The organism is Corynebacterium sp. KPL3927, from assembly GCF_040225835.1.
Lineage (GTDB): Bacteria > Actinomycetota > Actinomycetes > Mycobacteriales > Mycobacteriaceae > Corynebacterium.
The window spans coordinates 120,567-140,714 of the sequence record NZ_JBEHGD010000004.1 but is presented as its reverse complement, the minus strand read 5'-3'; the positions used below and the strand labels follow the sequence as shown (position 1 = coordinate 140,714).

At 59.6% G+C, this 20,148-nt stretch carries 19 protein-coding genes and 1 pseudogene; 8 read left to right on the top strand and 12 right to left on the bottom strand.

Annotated features, from left to right (window positions below; genetic code table 11):
- Positions 1-31: 31 nt before the first annotated feature.
- Positions 32-856, top strand: coding sequence for an LmeA family phospholipid-binding protein (locus ABRP86_RS03740; RefSeq protein WP_023023819.1), 825 nt, complete (start codon positions 32-34; stop codon positions 854-856).
- On the opposite strand, the gene ABRP86_RS03735 is transcribed toward ABRP86_RS03740, so the two are convergent.
- The gene (locus tag ABRP86_RS03735) at positions 853-1,878 is read right to left on the bottom strand and encodes a diacylglycerol/lipid kinase family protein (protein WP_502880299.1); all 1,026 of its coding nucleotides are present in this window, start codon (positions 1,876-1,878) and stop codon (positions 853-855) included. The genes ABRP86_RS03740 and ABRP86_RS03735 overlap by 4 nt on opposite strands.
- A gap of 65 nt (positions 1,879-1,943) precedes the next feature.
- Between ABRP86_RS03735 and ABRP86_RS03730 the strand changes: the two genes are divergently transcribed.
- A complete protein-coding gene (locus tag ABRP86_RS03730; protein ID WP_005279614.1) occupies positions 1,944-2,639 on the top strand; it encodes a heme-binding beta-barrel domain-containing protein in 696 nt (231 codons plus the stop codon).
- A gap of 8 nt (positions 2,640-2,647) precedes the next feature.
- Here ABRP86_RS03730 and ABRP86_RS03725 read toward each other — a convergent pair whose 3' ends face one another.
- Complete coding sequence (locus tag ABRP86_RS03725) at positions 2,648-3,517, bottom strand: aminodeoxychorismate lyase (protein WP_239268327.1); 870 nt, start codon at positions 3,515-3,517, stop codon at positions 2,648-2,650.
- Positions 3,518-3,547: 30 nt separating this feature from the next.
- Between ABRP86_RS03725 and ygfZ the strand changes: the two genes are divergently transcribed.
- Positions 3,548-4,612, top strand: coding sequence for a CAF17-like 4Fe-4S cluster assembly/insertion protein YgfZ (gene ygfZ / locus ABRP86_RS03720; protein ID WP_239268329.1), 1,065 nt, complete (start codon positions 3,548-3,550; stop codon positions 4,610-4,612).
- Positions 4,613-4,753: 141 nt separating this feature from the next.
- The gene (locus tag ABRP86_RS03715) at positions 4,754-4,951 is read left to right on the top strand and encodes a DUF3073 domain-containing protein (RefSeq protein WP_023023830.1); all 198 of its coding nucleotides are present in this window, start codon (positions 4,754-4,756) and stop codon (positions 4,949-4,951) included.
- A gap of 66 nt (positions 4,952-5,017) precedes the next feature.
- On the opposite strand, the gene purM is transcribed toward ABRP86_RS03715, so the two are convergent.
- Genes purM through ABRP86_RS03700 form a run of 3 tightly spaced genes read right to left on the bottom strand, consistent with a single transcriptional unit; the run spans position 5,018 to position 8,007 of the window.
- Positions 5,018-6,070 (bottom strand): phosphoribosylformylglycinamidine cyclo-ligase, encoded by a 1,053-nt coding sequence (purM, locus tag ABRP86_RS03710; RefSeq protein ID WP_023023832.1) that lies wholly within the window; start codon positions 6,068-6,070, stop codon positions 5,018-5,020.
- A gap of 25 nt (positions 6,071-6,095) precedes the next feature.
- On the bottom strand, positions 6,096-7,592 hold the full coding sequence (gene purF, locus ABRP86_RS03705; RefSeq protein WP_349862556.1) for an amidophosphoribosyltransferase: 1,497 nt from the start codon (positions 7,590-7,592) through the stop codon (positions 6,096-6,098).
- Between the two features lie 10 nt (positions 7,593-7,602).
- Positions 7,603-8,007: a sterol carrier family protein gene (locus ABRP86_RS03700; protein WP_284849501.1), complete on the bottom strand. Its 405-nt coding sequence runs from the start codon at positions 8,005-8,007 to the stop codon at positions 7,603-7,605.
- A gap of 33 nt (positions 8,008-8,040) precedes the next feature.
- Between ABRP86_RS03700 and ABRP86_RS03695 the strand changes: the two genes are divergently transcribed.
- The 3 genes from ABRP86_RS03695 (at position 8,041) to ABRP86_RS03685 (ending at position 10,957) form a co-directional block, all read left to right on the top strand.
- Positions 8,041-9,051: an acyl-CoA thioesterase gene (locus tag ABRP86_RS03695; RefSeq protein WP_349862554.1), complete on the top strand. Its 1,011-nt coding sequence runs from the start codon at positions 8,041-8,043 to the stop codon at positions 9,049-9,051.
- An 89-nt stretch (positions 9,052-9,140) separates the two neighbouring features.
- On the top strand, positions 9,141-10,370 hold the full coding sequence (locus ABRP86_RS03690) for an asparaginase (protein WP_349862552.1): 1,230 nt from the start codon (positions 9,141-9,143) through the stop codon (positions 10,368-10,370).
- A 38-nt stretch (positions 10,371-10,408) separates the two neighbouring features.
- Positions 10,409-10,957 carry a Panacea domain-containing protein gene (locus ABRP86_RS03685; protein ID WP_349862550.1) on the top strand — a complete coding sequence of 183 codons (549 nt, stop codon included), beginning with the start codon at positions 10,409-10,411 and terminating at the stop codon, positions 10,955-10,957.
- Between the two features lie 72 nt (positions 10,958-11,029).
- On the opposite strand, the gene trhA is transcribed toward ABRP86_RS03685, so the two are convergent.
- Entirely contained in the window at positions 11,030-11,689 is a 660-nt protein-coding gene (trhA, locus tag ABRP86_RS03680) for a PAQR family membrane homeostasis protein TrhA (protein ID WP_349862564.1), read from the bottom strand.
- 336 nt (positions 11,690-12,025) lie between these two features.
- Here trhA and ABRP86_RS03675 point away from each other — a divergent pair.
- A pseudogene (locus ABRP86_RS03675) lies at positions 12,026-13,033 on the top strand (TDT family transporter).
- 19 nt (positions 13,034-13,052) lie between these two features.
- Here the strand turns inward: ABRP86_RS03675 and ABRP86_RS03670 are convergent.
- From ABRP86_RS03670 to purL, 6 genes are all read right to left on the bottom strand, one after another.
- Positions 13,053-13,688 (bottom strand): alpha/beta hydrolase family protein, encoded by a 636-nt coding sequence (locus tag ABRP86_RS03670; RefSeq protein WP_349862563.1) that lies wholly within the window; start codon positions 13,686-13,688, stop codon positions 13,053-13,055.
- Positions 13,689-13,691: 3 nt separating this feature from the next.
- Positions 13,692-14,231, bottom strand: coding sequence for an alpha/beta hydrolase family protein (locus tag ABRP86_RS03665; protein ID WP_349862548.1), 540 nt, complete (start codon positions 14,229-14,231; stop codon positions 13,692-13,694).
- Between the two features lie 290 nt (positions 14,232-14,521).
- Entirely contained in the window at positions 14,522-15,007 is a 486-nt protein-coding gene (locus tag ABRP86_RS03660) for a DUF4411 family protein (RefSeq protein WP_349862546.1), read from the bottom strand.
- Between the two features lie 3 nt (positions 15,008-15,010).
- Complete coding sequence (locus ABRP86_RS03655; protein WP_349862544.1) at positions 15,011-16,165, bottom strand: ImmA/IrrE family metallo-endopeptidase; 1,155 nt, start codon at positions 16,163-16,165, stop codon at positions 15,011-15,013.
- Positions 16,166-16,398: 233 nt separating this feature from the next.
- The gene (locus ABRP86_RS03650) at positions 16,399-17,682 is read right to left on the bottom strand and encodes a glycosyltransferase family 87 protein (RefSeq protein WP_284849511.1); all 1,284 of its coding nucleotides are present in this window, start codon (positions 17,680-17,682) and stop codon (positions 16,399-16,401) included.
- Between the two features lie 145 nt (positions 17,683-17,827).
- The gene (gene purL, locus ABRP86_RS03645) at positions 17,828-20,137 is read right to left on the bottom strand and encodes a phosphoribosylformylglycinamidine synthase subunit PurL (RefSeq protein WP_349862542.1); all 2,310 of its coding nucleotides are present in this window, start codon (positions 20,135-20,137) and stop codon (positions 17,828-17,830) included.
- Between the last annotated feature and the right edge of the window lie 11 nt (positions 20,138-20,148).

The following is a 20,148-nucleotide window of genomic DNA, read 5'->3' as shown; positions in this document are numbered from 1 at the left end:
TGTCCATAATACGTAGGCTAAATTTGAAGGCGTGAGTGTAGTCAAAGTCGACCGGCGCATTGTCCACGTCCTCATCCTGGTGGGCGTGGTCTTTGCCGCATGGGTGGCCGATGCCTGCGTGGCCATGCATTCTGAGCACAAGATTGCCCAGGAGGTAAAGGAGAACTCGCGGCTGGAAAACTCCCCCCAGGTGTATATCGGCGGCACCCCGTACCTGTTGGCGGCAGGCTCTAAAGAAATCCCCTACTTGCAGGTCAAGGCGCTCGACGTGGAGGTTCCCAAGCTGGGCATGGTCAATGCCTCGACCGTGCTGCGCGATATCACCGTTACCCCTGAGCAGGTAGTAAACGGCGATATTGAAGGCGCGCCCGTATCCACATATTCGCGCGGCATTTCCCTGGACGGCGTGGCGTTAGGGCGCCTTCTGGGCATTACCGATCTCTCCATTGCCAACCCGGATGATATTTCGCCCTCCGGCGGCGTTTCTGCCGAGGCAGAGCTTACCGGCACCCTGCCCGGCGATAAGGAAAAGTCCACCGCGATGGTCACGCTGCGGCTAGTGGGCCCGGAGTTTCGCATGGAGGTCTACGGCACCGATGATCCGCGCCTCAAGGAGGCGTTTTCCCTCAACTTCGATACGCGCGAGCTCCCGCTGCCGGCGCAGGCCACGATGGTAAGGCTGCAGGGCGGAACCCTTTACTTTGAGGTCCAGCGCCGCAATATCAAGGTCCAGATGGCTCAGCTATCCCCGCTGGAAATCGAGGGTTCGGAGCAACGGGCCGTTGAAGAGGCCGAAAAGAAGGCGGCCGATACCGCCAATAAGGTAGGTCCTGCCCCAGATGAGGACGAATCCTAACGAAGGCGAATAAAGTCCCGCAGCACTTCCTGCACGGAGCGCTGGGCCACCTGCCGCCTGTCTTGCGGCGCGTAGACCTCGATGGCATCGGCCACAGAGGTCAGCGTCACGTGGCGGAAGGTCCCCTCGGATTCGCCATCGGCCTGGAAGCGCTGCGGGGAGTGGCAATCGAGTTCGACGCGCATGGCATCATCAAAGCCTAGGGTCTTCTCCTTCACCAGCCGCTTGAGCCAGCCGTGCTTATCGGCACCAAAGAGGTGCAGCAGGCCGATAACCCCACGCACGCCACTGAGCTTTTCCAGGCCGAAAAGCGCCAGCCCCTCATCAAAGGAATTGCGCGGGTTGGTCACCACCGGCAAGGGGCCCAAGAAAGTCCAGGGGTTGGTATTAGACGTAAACAAGAGTGGGAAATCCTTCTTATGAAGCGTCTGCCCCAAGCGGGATTCCGCGTGCACCGTGATCTGTGGCGGGTTGCGGCGAGCCCGCAACCAAGCCCGAATGGCCACGTTGAGGTAGCGCAGCGGGGTGGCGGAAAAGCCTTGTTCACGGGCGCGGTCCACGCGCGCGAGGACGTCCGCATCCATGCCAAAACCGGCGTTGACGGCAAACCAGCGTTCGTTCCAGGTGCCCAGGTAAATGGTGCGGCGCAGATCGCGCTCTAGCATGCGAGCCAGAACGTGGGTGGCCTCAACCGGAGTATTGGGGAAGCCAAGGGCGCGGACGAAGACGTTCGCGGATCCGGTGGGAATGACGGCGAGCGCCGGCACATCGTGCGGGCTGGGGAGATCTCCACCGGCCGGCCCCAGCAGGCCGTTGACAATCTCATTGACGGTGCCATCGCCGCCCACAGCAATGATGACATCATAATCATCCCTGGTAAGCCCCCGGACGATGTCTTCTGCATGCCCTGGGTAATGGGTGAATTTCACCAATAGGTGCATGCCTTCTACGGCCCGCAGGGCGGGCACGATTTGGCGAAAGAGCCCGTTGGATTGCGAGGTCGAATTGGGATTGGAAATCATCAGTGCATGCACAAAGGACCAGTCTAGTAGTTAAAGCGGCCCCGGCACGACTAGGCTGGACGCCCATGAGCGAAAATACCGAGAACACCAATACCCCGAACGTCGAGACCGCCGCCGCGTCCCACCCGGAAAACACCTCCGGCGCGCTCAATGGCAATGACGCGGTCAACCAGGCCGCCGAGCAATGGAAGGATGCGGCCAGCCACAATATCCCCGCCATCGAGCTTGGCGATGCCCCCGTTCCCGCCGATACCGCCAACCTGCGCCAGGGCCCGTCGCTACACGATGGATTGCTAGGACTCCTCCCCCTCGTCGGCGTCTGGCAGGGCGAGGGCCAGGCCCACGACACCGATGGCAGCGAATACACCTTTGGCCAGCAGCTGGTCGTCGCCCACGACGGCGAGAATTACCTGACCTTTAGCTCGCGCACCTGGAAGATCGATACCGAGGGCAAGCCGCAGGGCCCGTCTACCCGCGAGACCGGTTTCTGGCGCATCTCCGCCAAGGATGAAATCGAGGTCACCTACACCTCTTCAACCGGCATCGTGGAAATCTTCTACGGCGAGCCCTTCAACGAGCGCGCTTGGCAGCTCGAATCCGCCTCCACCATGGTCACCGAGACCGGCCCGAAGAACCTGGGCCCCGGCAAGCGCATGTACGGACTCATGCCCAATAACAACCTGGGCTGGGTAGACGAGCGCATGGTCGATGGCGAAATGCGCCCCTACATGTCCGCCGAGCTCACCCGCATCGCCGGCTAAAAAGCTGGCTAGGCCCCTAGCGCGGCATCGATAAGCCCCCGGATTTCTTCCTCGTTATCCGGGGCTTTTAACGTTTTTTCATTCAGCTTGGTCACCCGCACCGCCACGCGCACGGAAGAGACCAGCCACACCGAATCGGACTTTTCCAAGTACTCCACCGTCAGCGGCTTGGCCTTGCAGCGGTAGCCGCGATCCTGGGCGTAATCAAAGAGCGCGGCCTGCGTGGTGCCGGGCAAAATGCCGCGGCCGGCGGCGGTGCGCAGCTTCTTTCCCCGCACCGCCACGACGGTAGAGGTAGCGCCCTCTAAGATTTCGCCGGTATCTGGATCCGTGAGGATGAGATCGTCGTAGCCCTTGTCCTTGGCCATGCGCAGCATCGCCATCGTCGCGGCGTAGTTGAGTGTCTTGGCCGGTAGCTCTTCGGCCACGTGCCACAAGCGCGGGCTCGTCAGGACGGTGACGCCGGTGGTGCGTTGGCGAAGAGGGGCATCGCCAAGCGGCTGCACCGTCACCCACGCGGTGGGCACGCCGGTCGAAGCCCGGCCGCGGGTATAGGTCCAGGTGCATTTGGCATCGGGATGATCGGCATCGGTACCGCAATAATCCGCGATCGCCAGCCGGGTCGCCTCCTCCCACTTGTGCATCGGCGGTTCCGGCAAATCGAGCGCCCGCGCCGAATCGCGAAAGCGCTGCGCGTGGCGGGCGAGGTTAGCTGCCTTACCGCCGCGGACCAGGAGCGATTCAAAGATGCCATCGCCGCGGGTCACGGCGGCGTCATCGGCATAAACCAGCGGCAGGGAGGGCGAATGCTTGCGCACCGACCCACCAAAGGGTTCCACGACGTAGATGACCGGCTCTTTTCGCGGGGAGGGTTTCATAGACTCGATTATGCCCTACCATCGGTAGATGTGAGTTATTCTTCGCCACTTCTTCAACGCGCCGGTGCCGCCGAGCACCAGGACGCGACTGTACTCGATGCCCAAGGTGTGGCCTGGCACTATGGCAACCCCCTCGGGGAACAGCGTGCGGCCGAGACCGGGACCATCGCCATCGACCGCTCGCAGCGCCGCGTGCTGCGCGTCAGCGGTGCGGATGCACCGGGTTTTCTTAATAATCTGCTCTCGCAGAAGCTTGACGATGCCCCCTCCGGCTTCTCCGCCGGCGCCCTCGACCTAGATATCCAGGGCCACATTTTGCACCACATGGATATCACCCGCGCGGGCGAGGACCTTTACCTCGATCTGCCCGCCGCGCAGTTCGAATCCGCCCAGGACTTTTTGACCAAGATGGTCTTTTGGTCTGAGGTCACGGTCGAGGAAGCCGATATCGCCATCGTGACGTTGCTGGGTGAAGCCGATATTCCTACCCCACCCACCGTGGTCTTTTCCCGCGAGGTGCAGTGGCCGGGAATCAAGCGGGTTGACCTCGCCGTTCCGCGCGAAAAGTTGGTGGAATCCATGGCTGCCCTGGAGGCCGAGGGCGCGCGGCTGGCCGGGCTCATGGCCTTTACCGCCGAGCGCGTGCGCGCCCGCGAGCCGGAACTTGCCGCCGACTTGGACAATAAATCCATCCCGCACGAGGTTCCGCAGTGGATTAGCCGCAGCGATGCCAATCCCGCCCACGTGCACCTGAATAAGGGCTGCTACCGCGGCCAAGAAACCGTGGCGCGCGTGGAGAACCTGGGCCGTTCTCCCCGCCTCTTGGTGCTCCTCCACCTCGACGGATCCGCGCCGGAACGGCCGAATGTGGGCGATGACATTTCATTTAATGGACGTAAGGTAGGTCGCATCGGCACCATCGTGGATGACTGCGATTTCGGCCCCATTGCCTTAGGGCTAGTCAAGCGTTCTGCGCTAGATGCAGGCACATTGGATATCGGCGATACCGCGGCGTCGATCGATGCGTCCTCCATCCCCGAAGATGAGGGCCCAAAGGCCGGGCGCGAGGCGGTAAACCGGCTGCGCGGGCGGTAGATTTTCCACTCATCGGGGGGCCGGTGCGGAATTTTTTCGTCACACGCGCTATTGTGTCTTACAGGAAGATACACAATTGACAAGCCGATGGGGCGCCCAAGAATCCCTGGAGCGCCCTACTAGCCCAAGGGGGTCATGCACATGGGACGCGGACGCGCTAAGGCAAAGCAGACCAAAGTTGCACGCCAGCTCAAGTACAACTCACCCGAGATGGATATCGAGTCCCTTCAGCGGGAACTCGCTGCTCAGCAGGAGGGTGACTCCCACGACTACGAAGAGGATGATCCCTACGCCGAGTATGTCGACGAATGGGATGAGGACAACGACGACGAGCGCTAATCTTCCGCTCGCCGGATAAATCCACAAAAGGCCTTAGGTTTTTAACCTAAGGCCTTCCTCTTGTACCTAGAAGTTTGAGTGTTCGCCCTGCATGATAACGCGCGGTTCTTCGCCGTCTGCTTCGCGGACGCTGCCCAGCTCCCACGCGTCGATGTGGCGGGCGGTGAGCATGGCCAAGGCGCGGTCACGGTCCTCCGGATTGACCACGGCAATCATGCCCACGCCCATGTTGAAGGTCTTTTCCATCTCCGCCAGCTCGACCTTGCCCATGGACGAGATGAGCTTAAAGATCTGGCCCGGATTCCACGTGGAGCGGTTGACCTCAGCGCTCAGGCCCTCTGGAATAACGCGCTCCAGATTGCCGGCCAACCCGCCGCCGGTGACGTGGCAGAAGGTGGATACGGAGCATTCCTGCGCCAGCGCCAGGCATTCCTTGGCGTAGATGCGAGTGGGTTCCAAAAGCTCCTCCCCTAGCGGGCGGCCGAGCTCTTCCACGTACCCGTCTAGCGGCATGCCCGCCTGCTCCAGCAAGACGTGGCGCGCGAGCGAGTAGCCATTGGAGTGCAGCCCAGACGAGCCCATGGCGATGAGTACATCGCCCTCGCGCACGTTGTCTGGGCCCAACACGCCATCGGCCTCAACCACGCCGACGGCGGTAGCGGAGACGTCGTATTCGTTCTCCCCCATCATGCCTGGGTGTTCGGCGGTCTCGCCGCCGAGCAGCGCAGCGCCTGCCTGCACGCAGCCCTCGGCAATGCCCTTAACTACCTCGGCTACCTTTTCCGGCACGACCTTGCCCACGGCGATGTAGTCCTGCAGGAATAGTGGCTCGGCGCCGCAGACGACTAGGTCATCGACGCACATGGCCACCAGATCGATGCCGATGGTGTCGTGCTTATCCATGGCCTGCGCAACGGCGAGCTTGGTGCCCACGCCATCGGAGCCAGCGGCGAGGATGGGTTCCTTGTAATCGCCCAGCTTGAAGAGCCCCGCAAAGCCGCCGAGGCCGCCCATGACCTCCGGGCGGGTGGCGCGCTTGGCGTGTGGGGCAAATAGGCTTACCGCGCGGTCGCCTTCTTCGATATTGACGCCGGCTGCGGCGTAGGTGTTGTCACTCATGTTTTTGAAAGTTCCTTAAGTGTTTTTATTGGGTTCCGAGCAGGGTGCGCACGGCATCGGCATTGGGGTTTCCGGCGGGAAGGCCAAGGGGGTAATCGCCGGAGAAGCAGGCGGTGCACAGCTCGGAGCGAGGCTGCTCTGTGGCGGCGACCATTTCATCGATGGAGACAAAGCCCAAAGAGTCAGCGCCGATGGTCTCGCAGATGGTGGAGCAAATCTCTTCCGGGTCATCGGACGGACTGGCGTTGGCAATGAGCTCGCCGGGCGAGGCGAAGTCAATGCCATAAAAACACGGCCACTTCACCGGCGGGGAGGCAATCCGCACGTGGACCTCGGCGGCGCCGGCCTCGCGCAGCATGCGGATAAGCGCGTGCTGGGTATTGCCTCGCACGATGGAATCATCCACCACGACGAGCTTCTTGCCGTCGATGACCTCGCGCAACGGGTTGAGCTTTAGCCGGATACCCAGCTGGCGCAGGGTCTGCGTGGGCTGAATAAAGGTGCGGCCCACGTACGCATTTTTTACCAAGCCATGTGCAAAGGTGATGCCGGATTCGCGGGCGTAGCCCACCGCGGCCGGGTTGCCGGATTCCGGTACGGGGATGACCAGGTCTGCATCCTCAACCGGGTATTCGCGGGCCAGGCGGCGGCCGATCTCCACGCGGGAGGCATTGACGGAGCGGCCGTTGATATCGCTATCCGGGCGGGCCAAGTACACGTACTCGAAAACGCAGCCGCTGCGCTTGACGGGCGCGAAATTTTCAGAGCGAATGCCCGCCTCATCGATGGCAACGAGCTCGCCCGGCTCGATCTCGCGAATAAACTGCGCACCGCAGATATCCAACGCGCAGGTCTCGGAGGCGACGACCCAACCTTTGGCCAGACGGCCCAAGACGAGCGGGCGCACGCCCTGCGGGTCGCGCGCGGCGTACATGGTATGGCCATCGGTAAAGGTCAAGCAGAATGCGCCCTTCACCCGCGGCAGGAGCTCGCGGGCGGAGTCGAAGACGGAGGTGGTGTCATCGACGCCATCGGCAAGCAGCATGGACAAGCACATCGAGTCAGAAACCGATTCCTCGTGCGGCTTAATCAGGCCGCGCTCGACGGCCTCTGCGCGCAGCTCGAGGTAATTGACCAGGTTGCCGTTGTGGCCCAAGGCAATATCCACGCCCGTAGAGGAGGTGGAAAACATTGGCTGCACGTTGGACCATTCCTTGCCACCGGCCGTGGAATAGCGCGTATGGCCCACCGCCACATTGCCGTTTAAGGCAGAAAGGGTCGATTCATCGAAAATATTGGCCACTAGGCCCATGTCTTTGAAGACGACGATGCGGTCATCATCGCCCATCGCAATGCCGGCGGCTTCTTGGCCGCGGTGCTGGAGAGCAAAAAGGCCAAAGTAGGTAAGTTTGGAGACTTCCTCCCCGGGAGCCCAGACGCCAAAGACGCCACACTCTTCGCGGGGTTCCTCCTCGTTACGATCGTCAAGGTCAGTGATACTAGGAGTATGTACTTCTACCACGGCGTTTATATTAGCGCGTTGGGCCGTCGAAAACTAACGGAATAATCGGCAGCCACTGTGCAATCTCCCCTGAACGCGACCCGGAAGCATCAACGCGACCTGTGTTTTTGACCTCGTCCCAGTCCGTGACACCGGTGGCCAAACGCAGCCAGGTCTCCGCATCCATTTCCACCACATTGGGTGGGGTGCCGCGCGTGTGACGGGGGCCTTCAATGCACTGCACCGCAACAAATGGGGGTACGCGCAGCTCCACCGAATGCCCCGGCGCGTCGGCCTCGAGGGTGCGGGCGGTGCGACGGACGGCATCGGCAAGCAGGGCCCTGCCTGGCTTTTGTTGCCCGTCCGGGTCCTGAATCCAGTCCTTGATGGCGATGACGGCCGCGCGCGTGGCGGCGGGATCAACGGGTTTATGCATAGCCACAGCATAGCGACTGTTATCTTGTTGTTTATGTCATCTACTGACTCCGCTGCGGATTCCCCAAAGTCCCCTGCTCTCACGCTGCGCTTTATGGCATCGCCTACCGATGTCACCATGGCCGGCGCCCCCGGCATCAATGGCGGGCGCGTGCTGGAATGGATCGATAAGGCAGCCTATGCCTGCGCCGTGCAGTGGTCCGGCCAATACTGCGTGACCGCATATGTGGGCCATATCCACTTCACCCGCCCCATTCCCTCCGGGCACATCGTAGAGGTGCGCTCGCGCATTGCGATGACCGGCCGGTCTTCCATGCACATCATCAACGAGGTGCTTTCTGCTGATCCCCGCGAAGGCATTTTCACCCGCGCCTGCGACTGCTTGGTGATCTTCGTAGCCAAGGACCCCGAGAGCAATAAGACCACCCCGGTGCCCACCTTCGTGCCGGATACTGATGAGCACCTGCGCGTGGCCGAGGCCGCGAAATCCCGCATCGAGCTGCGCAAGGCCATTGAGCAGGAAATGGACAAGCAGACCTACGATGGGCCATCCGATGCCCCGCGCATGGTCAACCGCTTTTTAGCCAAGCCCACCGACGTCAACTGGGGCGGCAAGGTACACGGTGGCACCGCGATGCAGTGGATCGATGAGGCCGGCACGGCCTGCACCATGGAGTGGTCCGGCGAGCGCACCGTGGCCGTCTATGCCGGCGGTATCCGCTTTTATCGGCCCATTTCCATCGGGGATCTCATTGAGGTCGATGCCCGCATGATGCGCACCGATACCCGCTCCATGCAGATGTCCATCCACGTCCGCGCCGACGATCCCCGCGGCGGCCGCGATAACCTCAAGACCGCCATCCACGCCACCGTGGCCTATATTGCCCTGGACCGCGACGGGCAGCCGCTGACCGCGCGCACCTTTACCCCACAGACGGAAGAAGATATCCGCCTGGCTGAGCACGCCAATATCTTGCGCGAGCTGCGCGGCGAATACTCCCCGAAGCCGCTCATCGTGGCCCCGCACTACCAGCACGTGGATTAAATTTTCAGCACAATTTCTTTTGCGCGGCGCCCGCGCACCAGCGTGGTATTAAATTGGTTACAGAGACCACGCTAGAGAAATGAGTTGAAATGTCTAACCCACGCCTGCGCCGCAGGGTGCAGTACTCCGCCGCATTAGTTGCCTCCGCAGTGCTGCTGGCCTCCTGCCAGAACCCGGCCAACCAGGAGGATAAAGATGAGGCTTCGGCTACGCCGACGACTACCTCTTCTTCTACTTCCGCGGAAAAGACCTCAGAAGCATCTTCCACGGCATCGAGTTCTAGTTCCGCAACCAGCTCCAACAGCGCCAGCAGCTCCGCCACAAGCTCTTCCACCACTTCCGCCAAATCAAGCGGCTCCCATGCCAAGCAGCGCTCCGAAATCGAGGGACATGTGGTGGTGCTTTCTACCGGCGGCACCATCGCCAGCACCCACGATGACAAGGGCGCGGTGGTGCCCACCGTCAAAGGCTCTGATCTGGTGGACCCGCTGTACTCCGAGTTCAACAAAGACAAGTTGGAACTTGAGGTCAAAGACATTGCCAACCTGGATTCTTCTGCGATGACCTTGGCCGATACCGATAAAATCATCACCGCCGTACAAGAGCAGCTAGAGCGCGATGACGTCGATGGCGTAATCGTCACCCACGGCACCGATTCCATGGAAGAAACCGCCATTGCGCTCGATACTTTCCACGACAGCGATAAGCCCGTCGTACTCACCGGCGCAATGCGCCCGTTCGATGACGATGATCCAGACGGCCCAGAAAACCTCGCTACCGCGGTAGAGACTGTCACCAACCCGGACTATGCCGGCCAGGGCGCATTCATCGCCTTTGGCGGCAAGGTTATCCCCGCCCGCGGCGCGTTCAAATCTGATACGGAAAAGGCCGATGGCTTTGCTACCAACAGCCAGGAGAAATTCCCAGAACGCCCCGATCCGCTGAAGTACGCTCCGCTTGGCGATGTCCGCGTGGACATCATCGCCGCCTACCCCGGCGCCCCAGCGGATCTCATTGAGCAATCCTTGGCCAAGGGCGCGCAGGCCATCGTCATTGAGGGCATGGGTTCAGGAAATATCGGCCCCGATCTGGCTACTGCCGCCATGGAAGCCGCCAAGTCCGTTCCCGTCGTGCTTACTACCCGCGTGGATCACGGACCCGTCGAGGGCATCTACGGCGGCGCCGGTGGCGGTGCCACGCTTGCCGATGCCGGCGTTATCCCCTCCGGTACCCTCCGCGCACCCCAAGCCCGCATGCTGCTCGCAGCCGCAGTTGCCACGGGAACGGACGCACAGAAGCTCTTTCCCACTGCAGAATGAGGCCGTATACTTTAGCGCGACACTGAAAGGAGGAGAGCATGGCAGAAATTTTCGACGTTGGACAGTACATTACTGAGCGCATTCCCAATGTGGACAAGCTCAAGCTGTACAAGCTGTGCTACTTCTCCCAAGGCTGGCATCTGGCGTGGACGGGTCGCCCATTATTCCAGGCGGAGTTTCAAGCATGGCGACATGGCCCTGTTTCCCGCGAACTGCGCACTCAAACCTGGCAGGTAGCAGGGACCAAAGAGCCCTGGCCGGTCCCCTATGTTCCCGGCGGCCTGTCCGACAATCTCAGCACATACGAACGTGCAGTAGTAGATAGCATCATCGCGTTTTACGGCGGAGTTGAATCGACCCGGCTTTCTGACTTGAGTCATGGCCTTGCCTGGAACGAGCTCCTCCAAGAGTTCTCCCAGGCGATGATCTCCGGCGAGCCCACCCCGCGACCTCCGCTACAACCAGCAGAAGTTCTTTTGCCTAATGTTGACCTCAACGGGGATGTGGATGAAGTTTTAGCCACACCACAGGCCAAGGAAATCGAACAAGACTGGTGGGAGACTTTCCGGATTCTCGCTGACCGTTAACCAGACGGATTTGCGGCAAGGATTGATCATCCTGGCGCATGCTGCCCTGTTCAATAACACGGCAATTACGGTCTAGGCAGCGCCAACGACCACTTGCCATACCGCCACGAGGTGCACCACCGCTGCCGCGATGGTCGCCGTGTGGAAGTGCTCGTGATAGCCGTAGTAGCGCGCATTGCGCCCAGGCCACTTAAAGCCATAGACCAGCGCACCTACGGAGTAAACCACCCCGCCGGCCAGTAGTAGCCAGACCACTGCTGCGCCGGCATCGCTCCACAGCGTGGGTAGTAGCGGCAGCACCAACCAGCCCAGCGCTAGGTACACCACAACATCGAGCCACCGCGGGTGCTCAATCCACACTAGGTTCAAAATCACGCCCAAGATAGCGCCCGCCCACGCAATGGCCAGCATCCACGCGGCCTGCGCTGGGGATAACGCAATCAAACACAGCGGGGTGTATGTGGCGGCAATGAATACCGCAATCGTGGCGTGGTCCGCCCGCCGCCACCACTTCACCGCCTGGGGACTAGCCCACGGATAGCGGTGGTACAGCGCTGAAACGCCAAAAAGCCCCACTAGGCCTAGGCCATAAACGGTAACGCCCAGACCCTGCCACCAGTGCAGCGTCATCCACGCATACGTAATGAGCACGGTAGAGGCGATCACCGATAGCAACGCCGCCAGCGCATGACCCCATCCACGAGTCAGCGGTCGCTCGCCACGATCCGCCATCCAATAGGTGCGCTGCACCAAGCCTTCTTTCAAGGGATGCTCCCCCGCCTCTTTTGTTCCTTCAACATGTATCTGAGCCACAGCGATACTTCTTTCTCCCACCAGAGCTAAGTTACGTTACCGTAAGTCTACTGAGAGGAGAAAGGAGCTTCAAGAGAAAAGAAGCAATTAAGCCTCCTCGCTTAAATCCAGCCCATCTACGAGCCGCATGGTTTTCATTAACGCATGGGTGAAGCCCGATCTCCATCATCGACCCTTGTAGGAGTATATTTATTCAATAGAATCCTGTTCGGATTGTGCAGTCTCCCACGAGCATGAGGAAGCAAATAACCTGAAATGTTAAAAGTTCGGAATGACATGAAAATTCCGCCGCTAGGGCCTGCCTGGGCTGGAGCACTCATGGGACTAGCTATCTCCTCATCCCTCATCGATGCGCACCTGAGTCCGGTGTTGGGGCGCCTTCCAGCCGAAATCATGCTCGGCGTGGCAACTCTTGTCTTCTTGGCGCTCTCGGCGGGATTCATTAAGTATCGGAATCCAGGTTTTCACTCCGACGACATGCCTGCATGGGGCATGGTCTCCATGGGCATCCTCGCTTTGGGTAGCGCCTACTCCCTTATCTTTGATGCCTGGTCGATTCACGCTGCGTGTTGGGCCGTGGGAACCATCCTCAGCGTGATTACCTGCTTAAAGTATTTGAAATATCTTTTCTTCAACCGTCCGACTGATCCGGCTTTTACCTTAGGGCTGCCACTGGTGGCACCTATGGTTTCCGCCACTGCCTCGGCACAGCTGGCAACGCACGTCGGTGAGTGGAGCTCGGTCATCCACGGCATCGGCGTATTCTGCTTCGTCTTGGCTTGGGTGACGGGAATGCCGATATTCGCCTTTATTTACTGGCATACCTTCCCGAAGGTTCCCATTAACTTCGCCGCCACCGCTTGGATCCCACTGGGGTTGGTTGGCCAGTCCACCGCGGCAGCACAGCTCCTCGCCGGTGACCAGTGGCACTTCCGCGCCATGGTCTATGGTGTAGCGATGCTGAGCTTAGGCGTACCGCTGTCGGTCTATGCCATCGCCAAGCATTAGGGTACCGCTCTTGGAAAGACCCCAATGTCTTATAACCCCAGCTGGTGGGCCAGCACCTTCCCCGTGGGCACGTGCTGCCTAGGCACCCACACCCTCTCCACGCAACCCGCGGCGCTGGCATGGGGTTTAGGCTGGATGGATACTGTCAGCGCCGCCTTGCTTGTTCTGCTTCTCCTCCACGTCACTTGGGCTGCATTCGGAGCCATCACAACCGTTTCCGAGTATTTCCAGGTCAGCCAAGTAAGCCACGCATAATCCCAGGGTCGTCGGGTACTTAAGAAGCTTGCGGATCGTGCTCGGCGAAGAATTGGGGCATCGCCTGGAGCAAGTGCTGGTTCCAGACTCCGTGGGCGCTAAGCGCCGATGCGTGGTCAGCGTGTGGGCGCACGTACTCGCTTAGGTCGATGTTCTTTTCTTGGGCTATGCGGCGAAAATCGTCATAGCTTTCCGGCGGGACGAGGCGATCGTTATCGCTACGGACAATCTTGATGGGTGGCATGTCCGAAGTAAGGTGCGTAGCCGAGGTAACACAATCTGCACGGTCGGGATATTCCTCCGGCGTTCCACCCAGGTATTTCTGCACGGTATCGCGGGAGCCCTGCGCGGCATAGGCATCGTCGGAGTCATAGATGTGGCGGACATCGAGAGCCGGTGAGTCCGCATACACGGCGCGGGGAACGGCCGGTGTGCCGGGGCAATCGGCGGAAGGTAGGTGGTTGGGGTGCGCGGCGGCATCGGCAGTCGCATTCAGCACCAACTGGCCGCCGGCAGATTCGCCGTACATAAAGAAGCGCTCCGGGTCGCCGTCATAATCCGCGGCGTGGGCATTGACCCAATTCATCGCGCAGCCCACCTGCCCCGCTGCCACCTTCCACGTGGGCTGTTCCCAACTGGACAGCGTGTAATCGATGGATTATACGAGGTAGCCGCGCTGCGCCATCTGCCGCATATTGAACGCCTGGGAGCGCTTGTTCATCTGATCCCAGCCGCCGCCGTGGACATACATCATCACCGGGTGGGTGCCGCCATCATTGGGCCTATAAATATCCATGTCCAGGTCCTCGCCATGGAAGGAATCGTAGGCCACCGTGTGATCAGGACCCTCGTCGGTGCTTTCCACACCAGCCCAGCTCAACGCGGCGCTAATATCCACGTCGGTGCCCTGCTCCTTCGCGGCGTGGATCTGCGTCCCAAAAAGCACTATGCCTGCAATGAGCGCAACCGCCGCTAACGCGCCCGGCACGTAAAAGCTGCGGGATCCGAACCTTCCAAGCACCGCAAGGACCAAGAGAATAAGGGAAAAGATAATCACCGGCCCGATATATTGCGGGCCAATGAGCGCACCCGCGCCCCAATACGGGATATGCGGCGTAAACGGCGCCACCGCAAGCCACAGTGCGAGGAAAGCTACAAGCGTGAGTGGGACGGAAAGCAGCCGAGCAACGATCTTCATACCGGCAACGGTAGTCCTCGTTTCTGGGAATGCGTGGTGATGATTCTGCCTTTAGTAAGAGGATCGGCGTCACGCCCACAGCCTGGTTAACTTGAACCAGACGAATAAAGTGGGAAAGCAATGAATAATCTCCGATTCAAAAGGGTCAAGTCCCATAAATTGGGACTCGGCCAAATGTGAAAAAGAAAAACGATGTTTTCGAAGTACCCTAGCGATGTTCTCGCAGACGAGATATCCACCTACTTACACACGATTTTAGCTCCACAAAGTTCTATGCCACTTGCATGGGACTAAATACTAATATTAAGTTTTCTTAAGAAATCAATACCATCCACACACTCGACGTCAAAGTGCTGTGCTACATCCGGAATCTTCACTCGTGCTTTTCCATTCGGCGCGGGTTTCTCGTTGGTTACGATCTTCGCTTTATGCCGATACGCGGAGGCAACTAACCAAGAATCTGCAGCATCCAAAAATATATTTACTGCGTTTGGTTTGTATTTAGGCTCGCGCTCCATACTGACCCAACGTGTCATCTCTTCATAAGCTAGGATTTCTTTCTCATCAGGAGACAACCGCTGACTGGGGCGGACAAGGTTTTCATACCACGCAAAGCGAGGATGTCCCCAGTTCTTCATTTCTTCGTGGACCTCATCATGGAAGCAAATCCCCGGAACGAAAAGCTTCGTCTCAAGCTCTTTCCATAAGCTAGGGAATATATCTTCTGGATAAGTAGTCGTTAACTCACCAAGAAAACTCGTATCGATGACGTACATCGCTTATACCGCTTTTCTTCCCGAAGATCGTGCAGACGACACAAGCTTTTCAAAGGAATCATACGTAGTTGTTCCCAGAAGACTTGCAGCTTGTTTTTCAGGTAGGACTCCTGATTCTGCGGCGTCTAATACTGTCTCAAAAAATCTCTCTCCCACCCTTGATTTAATTAAAACATGGCGGGGAGGCGCACCTTTAGCATCTCGTGAAGTCTTTATTAGCGCCTGTTCTTTCCGGAACCGTGCCGCAAGTGGAATAGCTTCTTCTTGTGGGACAATTCCAAGTCCTACTAGCCGCCACAACAATGCTTCGCGGCTCATACCGTATATCTTGGATAGCGTTGATACCTGTTCCTCTAGCTCGTCAGTGGGCTGGAAATCCTCCCTTAAGGAAGCTCCCGGGCACAAGAAGGCCGCAGCAAATTGATTACACCATTGCTCAGTTTCTAGGCGCTCCGAATGATCAGAAATTCCGGGTTTACCAAGCACAACGTGCGCCAATTCGTGCGCAATACTAAAAAGCTGGGCTGTCTTGGTATCGCGGGTATTGATGAAAACTAGGCAGTAGCCATCCTCTTCAAGGGTGAATCCACGAAATTCCTCTACATTAAGTGCCCTACGGGTGGAGTTTTCGGCAATGGAGTTTCGGGCGACGAGTATCCCGGCATCTTCCATCAATGAAACCAATTCACGAACTTTGTCACGCCCAGGAAGAGGAGCTTCTTGCTTGAGGCGGAGCGCGTCCCGAACGCTACTAGCAGCAACCGCTGCAGACTCAGAAATCGTCGCGCTACGGAAAAGCTCCGGCGGATCAATTCCTATGCCCCGTGCGTATTCGGCGTACCAATCGAGGCGAGTCTGGGAAGCGAACATGACTTCCTGCAGCTCTGGGCTGACCGTATCGAGCTGCTCATTGCGCACGGTTCTAAAATCCGCGACCTCAACTCCATCGCCTGTGGGGGCATCGAGAAGCAGCCTGCCGAAAGGGATGTGAGCTTTCTTCGCTAGGTCTTTCGCTTGTTTTAGAGTGGGACGCTCTTCACCAGTTTCCCATTCATGGATTTTGGGGAATTGCTTGAGTAGCGCGTATTGTGAGAGCCCTGTGCGGGATACCGCCCAAGCGAGCACAGCAGTTTGAATCATCACTCGTACAGGTGCCATGACGATCCTCCTTCACTGTCCATAGATCTTAAATAGTAGCGTAAACCAAACAATAAGGCCCGGCCGAGGTCGGCAGCATCGGCAAGCGCATTCAGCACCAACTGCCCGCCGTGGATATACACCATCACTGAGTGGGTGCCACCATCATCGGGCGGATAGCAGCCGGGCAGCGATCTTCAAGTCCTCGGTTCCGGAGGTGCGTGGTAGCGGATTTAGTGGAGAAAAGCCGCCTACTAACTCGCCTTTTTGAAGGAAAGGCGGCGGTCCCGCAGAGGCAGGGCGTCCTTCCGGCTTAACTCCGCGATACACAGTGCGATGACGAAGCCCACCAAGGCGATGAAAGAGGACCACGACAACCACATATCAGAATCTGCCTTGGCCAGTGGTGGGAAGAAGAAGAGCCCCAAGACCGGCACAACATAAATGATGCGATTCTGCCCGCGGGCCAGAACGCCTAGCAGTGGCAATACGGCACACAAGACGTAATGGTCCCACAAGATATTGGCGGTAGCCGTAAGAACCGTAAAGATGCCGACGGCAGCAATGCGCCACGGCTCCTGTGACCGCAAAGCGGTAACAATAACCAGCGCAATCAATGCCAGGGCTACAAAAGGCGGAATAAGGCTGGCAACCAGTGAAGGATCATGGACGATGGTGACAAGAATGCTGTCATCTTCAACGCGGTTGGTGCTCAATTGGGAAGCAATCGATCCGTTGACAGGAGCGACCATTATTGCCGCCTTGATGTCCTGAAGGGTATCCCACCAAGAGGTAAACACGTCCCAGCCAGAAACGACGATTGAGTAGAGTACAGCAACGGCTCCTGTCCCGAGTGCTACCAATCCCGCTTTCCGCGCCCGCGGGAAAACCACGCAGATGAGCACGAGAATAATGGGGGTTAGCTTCACTGCAGATACAAGCCCTAGTGCAATTCCCGCGCGCACTGGGTGCACGCGAGCAGCAGCAAGGCCGTAGGCAACTCCCGCAAAAATCAGCGGGCTCGTCTGGCCAAGTAGCAACGATGATTGAAAAGCTACCGATGCCCAGCCCAAGAGGATTCCAAAAAGCAAGGCCATGGTTGGTATCTCTTCTTCAAACCACAAGAACCAGGCGGAGACTATCAGCACCACCAACGCCCAACCGGAAGCAATCGCGAGTAAAATCACGGAGACATCAAAACTCATGACCCGCACGACCAGGCTCATCACATCCGCGAGAAATGGGACGTGAACATAAGGGTGCGGGAACTCAGTGACATCAGAGTGGGCGATGGTGTCTAACCACACATCACCACGTGGCAGTGCGAAATCGCGTTCATCGATTCTATATAGATGCTCCCGATTTCCATCGCGAACGAGCAATCCAGCAATCCATAGCGCACCCCAGTCACCGTAATTCAGTTTTCCGGCAGAAATTGCGGCAACCACGAGGCCAAACACCAGCCCAATACAATGGTGGTACCACCGCAGCACTGTTGATGCGGGCGCGGAGGCTTGATGGCGGGAATGCGCGCTCATGGGACTCCTAATATAAAAATTTCGATTCGAGACAGAGAGAAAGGGCGATGCTCATTGGGCAACGGCCCCGATCACCGAAGATAGTCTAAATGCTCCTCAAGCCCGGCCAAAGCCGGGCTTGAGCTAAGCGGTGACAGGGGCTGGCTTACTCCACAACGGAGTTGGCACCCACGGCGTGACCGAAGAGGTCAGGCAAGGTGGCAGACCATGCCTCAACCAGCTGGGAGATGGCCACGGATTCGCCGCCCAGGGTAAGGGCACCGGTTTCGGTGGTCTCGCCCACGATGGCCGCGGGGATGCCGAGCTCTGCCGCACGGGCGAGCACCTTATCGGCGCGGTCGGCGGTGGTGGCCACGAGCGCGCGGGACGCGGACTCGGAGAAGGCCGCGGTAAAGGCGTCCTCGTGCACGGCGGTGAGATCGAGGTCGAGGCCGAGGCCGGCGGCATCGGCAAGCGCACCGGCGCGCTTGGCCATCTCAAAGGCGGCGACGGCAAGGCCTCCCTCAGAGACATCGTGCGCGGCGGTGAGCAGATCGTTGCCGTGGAAGAAGTCCGCGAGGCGCTTCTCATTAGCCATGTCCACCTGCGGCGGCAGGCCGTTGAGGTTGTCCTTATCGGCGCCCTCGGCGCTCACCAGCTGCCAGATGGAACCGCCGAACTCATCCTTGGTCTCGCCCAAGGCGATGAGGACCTCCTTCTCGTTGACGGTGCCCAGGTTATTGCCAATGGCCTTGTGCACATCATCGATAACGCCGAGCACGCCCACGACCGGGGTGGGCAGGATGGGCTCGGAGCCGGTCTGGTTGTAGAAGGAGACGTTGCCGCCGGAGACGGGGATGGAGAGTTCAACGGCGGCATCGGCAAGCCCGTGCACCGATTCGCGGAACTGCCACATCACGTCCGGGTTTTCCGGCGAGCCGTAGTTCAGGCAGTTGGTAATCGCGACGGGCTTGGCGCCGGTAACCGCGACGTTGCGGTAGGCCTCCGCCAAGGCCAGGCGCGCGCCCATGTTCGGATCCAGCTTGGTGTAGCGGCCAGAAGCATCGGCGGACACGGCAACGCCGCGGCCGGTCTCCTCATCGATGCGCAGCACTCCCGCGTCCGCGTGGTGGGACTGCACGGTATTGCCGCGCACGTAGCGGTCATACTGGTTCATGATGAAATCGCGCGAGCACAGCGAGGGGGAAGAGACGAGCTTCTGCAGGGATTCCACCAGGCCGCGCTTGTCCGTGCCCTGGTATTTCTGCAGCTCATCCTGCCACTCGGGGCGGGCGTAAGGGCGCTCGTAGACCGGCGCCTCATCCGCGATGGTGCCAGCTGGGGCATCGACCACGACCTCGCCCTGGTGGCGGATGACCAGGTGGTCGCCCTCAGTCACCTCACCGATTTCGGCGCAGGTGACCTCCCAGTGCTCACAGATTTCGCGGAACTTCTCCACGTTTTCCGGTGCCACGACGGCGCACATGCGCTCCTGGGACTCGGAGGCGAGGATTTCCGCGGCGGTCATGTTCTCCGCGCGCAGCGGCACGGCATCGAGGTTGACCTCCATGCCGCCATCGCCGGACGCGGCCAGCTCAGAGGTGGCGCACGCCAGGCCGGCGCCGCCCAAGTCCTGGATGCCCACCACGACACCGGCGTGGTAGAGGTCCAGGCAGCATTCGATGAGCACCTTTTCCGCGAAGGGATCGCCCACCTGCACGGCCGGCAGCTTGCGCTCCGCGCCGTCTTCAAAGGTATCGGAGGCCAGCACGGATACGCCGCCGATGCCATCCAGGCCGGTGCGGGAACCGAAGAGCATGACCTTATTGCCGGTGCCGGAGGCGAAGGCGAGCTTCAAGTCATCGACCTTGAGCGTGCCCACGCACAGGGCGTTGACCAGCGGGTTTCCCGCATAGGTTTCATCAAAGACGGTTTCGCCGCCAATATTGGGTAGGCCCAAGGAGTTGCCGTAGCCGCCCACGCCGGATACGACGCCGGGCAGCACGCGCTTGGTATCGGGGGCATCGGCAGGCCCAAAGCGCAGCTGATCCATCACGGCGATGGGGCGCGCACCCATGGCCATGATGTCGCGGACGATGCCGCCCACGCCGGTGGCCGCGCCCTGGTAGGGCTCCACGTAGGAGGGGTGGTTGTGCGATTCCACGCGGAAGGTCACCGCATTGCCATCGCCGATGTCCACCACGCCGGCGTTTTCACCAATGCCGGCGAGGATCTTCTCCCCCATCTCCTCCGTCATGGTCTCACCAAAGTAGCGCAGGTGCGTCTTGGAAGACTTATAAGAGCAGTGCTCGGACCACATCACGGAGTACATGGTCAGCTCCGCGTCGGTGGGGCGCCGGCCCAAAATATCGTGGATGCGCTGGTATTCGTCATCCTTTAGGCCGAGCTCCACGTACGGCTGCTTTTCATCCGGGGTGGACTGCGCCTTGTCTACGGTGTCATTAGAAACGGTCATGTAGGTGTGGC

Coding starts and splice junctions, on each gene's coding strand:
- ABRP86_RS03735 (WP_502880299.1), bottom strand. CDS start 1,878: ATGATTTCCAATCCCAATTCGACCTCGCAATCCAACGGGCTCTTTCGC.
- ABRP86_RS03730 (WP_005279614.1), top strand. CDS start 1,944: ATGAGCGAAAATACCGAGAACACCAATACCCCGAACGTCGAGACCGCC.
- ABRP86_RS03725 (WP_239268327.1), bottom strand. CDS start 3,517: ATGAAACCCTCCCCGCGAAAAGAGCCGGTCATCTACGTCGTGGAACCC.
- ABRP86_RS03715 (WP_023023830.1), top strand. CDS start 4,754: ATGGGACGCGGACGCGCTAAGGCAAAGCAGACCAAAGTTGCACGCCAG.
- purM (WP_023023832.1), bottom strand. CDS start 6,070: ATGAGTGACAACACCTACGCCGCAGCCGGCGTCAATATCGAAGAAGGC.
- ABRP86_RS03700 (WP_284849501.1), bottom strand. CDS start 8,007: ATGCATAAACCCGTTGATCCCGCCGCCACGCGCGCGGCCGTCATCGCC.
- ABRP86_RS03695 (WP_349862554.1), top strand. CDS start 8,041: ATGTCATCTACTGACTCCGCTGCGGATTCCCCAAAGTCCCCTGCTCTC.
- ABRP86_RS03690 (WP_349862552.1), top strand. CDS start 9,141: ATGTCTAACCCACGCCTGCGCCGCAGGGTGCAGTACTCCGCCGCATTA.
- ABRP86_RS03685 (WP_349862550.1), top strand. CDS start 10,409: ATGGCAGAAATTTTCGACGTTGGACAGTACATTACTGAGCGCATTCCC.
- trhA (WP_349862564.1), bottom strand. CDS start 11,689: ATGGCGGATCGTGGCGAGCGACCGCTGACTCGTGGATGGGGTCATGCG.
- ABRP86_RS03665 (WP_349862548.1), bottom strand. CDS start 14,231: ATGAAGATCGTTGCTCGGCTGCTTTCCGTCCCACTCACGCTTGTAGCT.
- ABRP86_RS03660 (WP_349862546.1), bottom strand. CDS start 15,007: ATGTACGTCATCGATACGAGTTTTCTTGGTGAGTTAACGACTACTTAT.
- ABRP86_RS03655 (WP_349862544.1), bottom strand. CDS start 16,165: ATGGCACCTGTACGAGTGATGATTCAAACTGCTGTGCTCGCTTGGGCG.
- ABRP86_RS03650 (WP_284849511.1), bottom strand. CDS start 17,682: ATGAGCGCGCATTCCCGCCATCAAGCCTCCGCGCCCGCATCAACAGTG.
- purL (WP_349862542.1), bottom strand. CDS start 20,137: ATGACCGTTTCTAATGACACCGTAGACAAGGCGCAGTCCACCCCGGAT.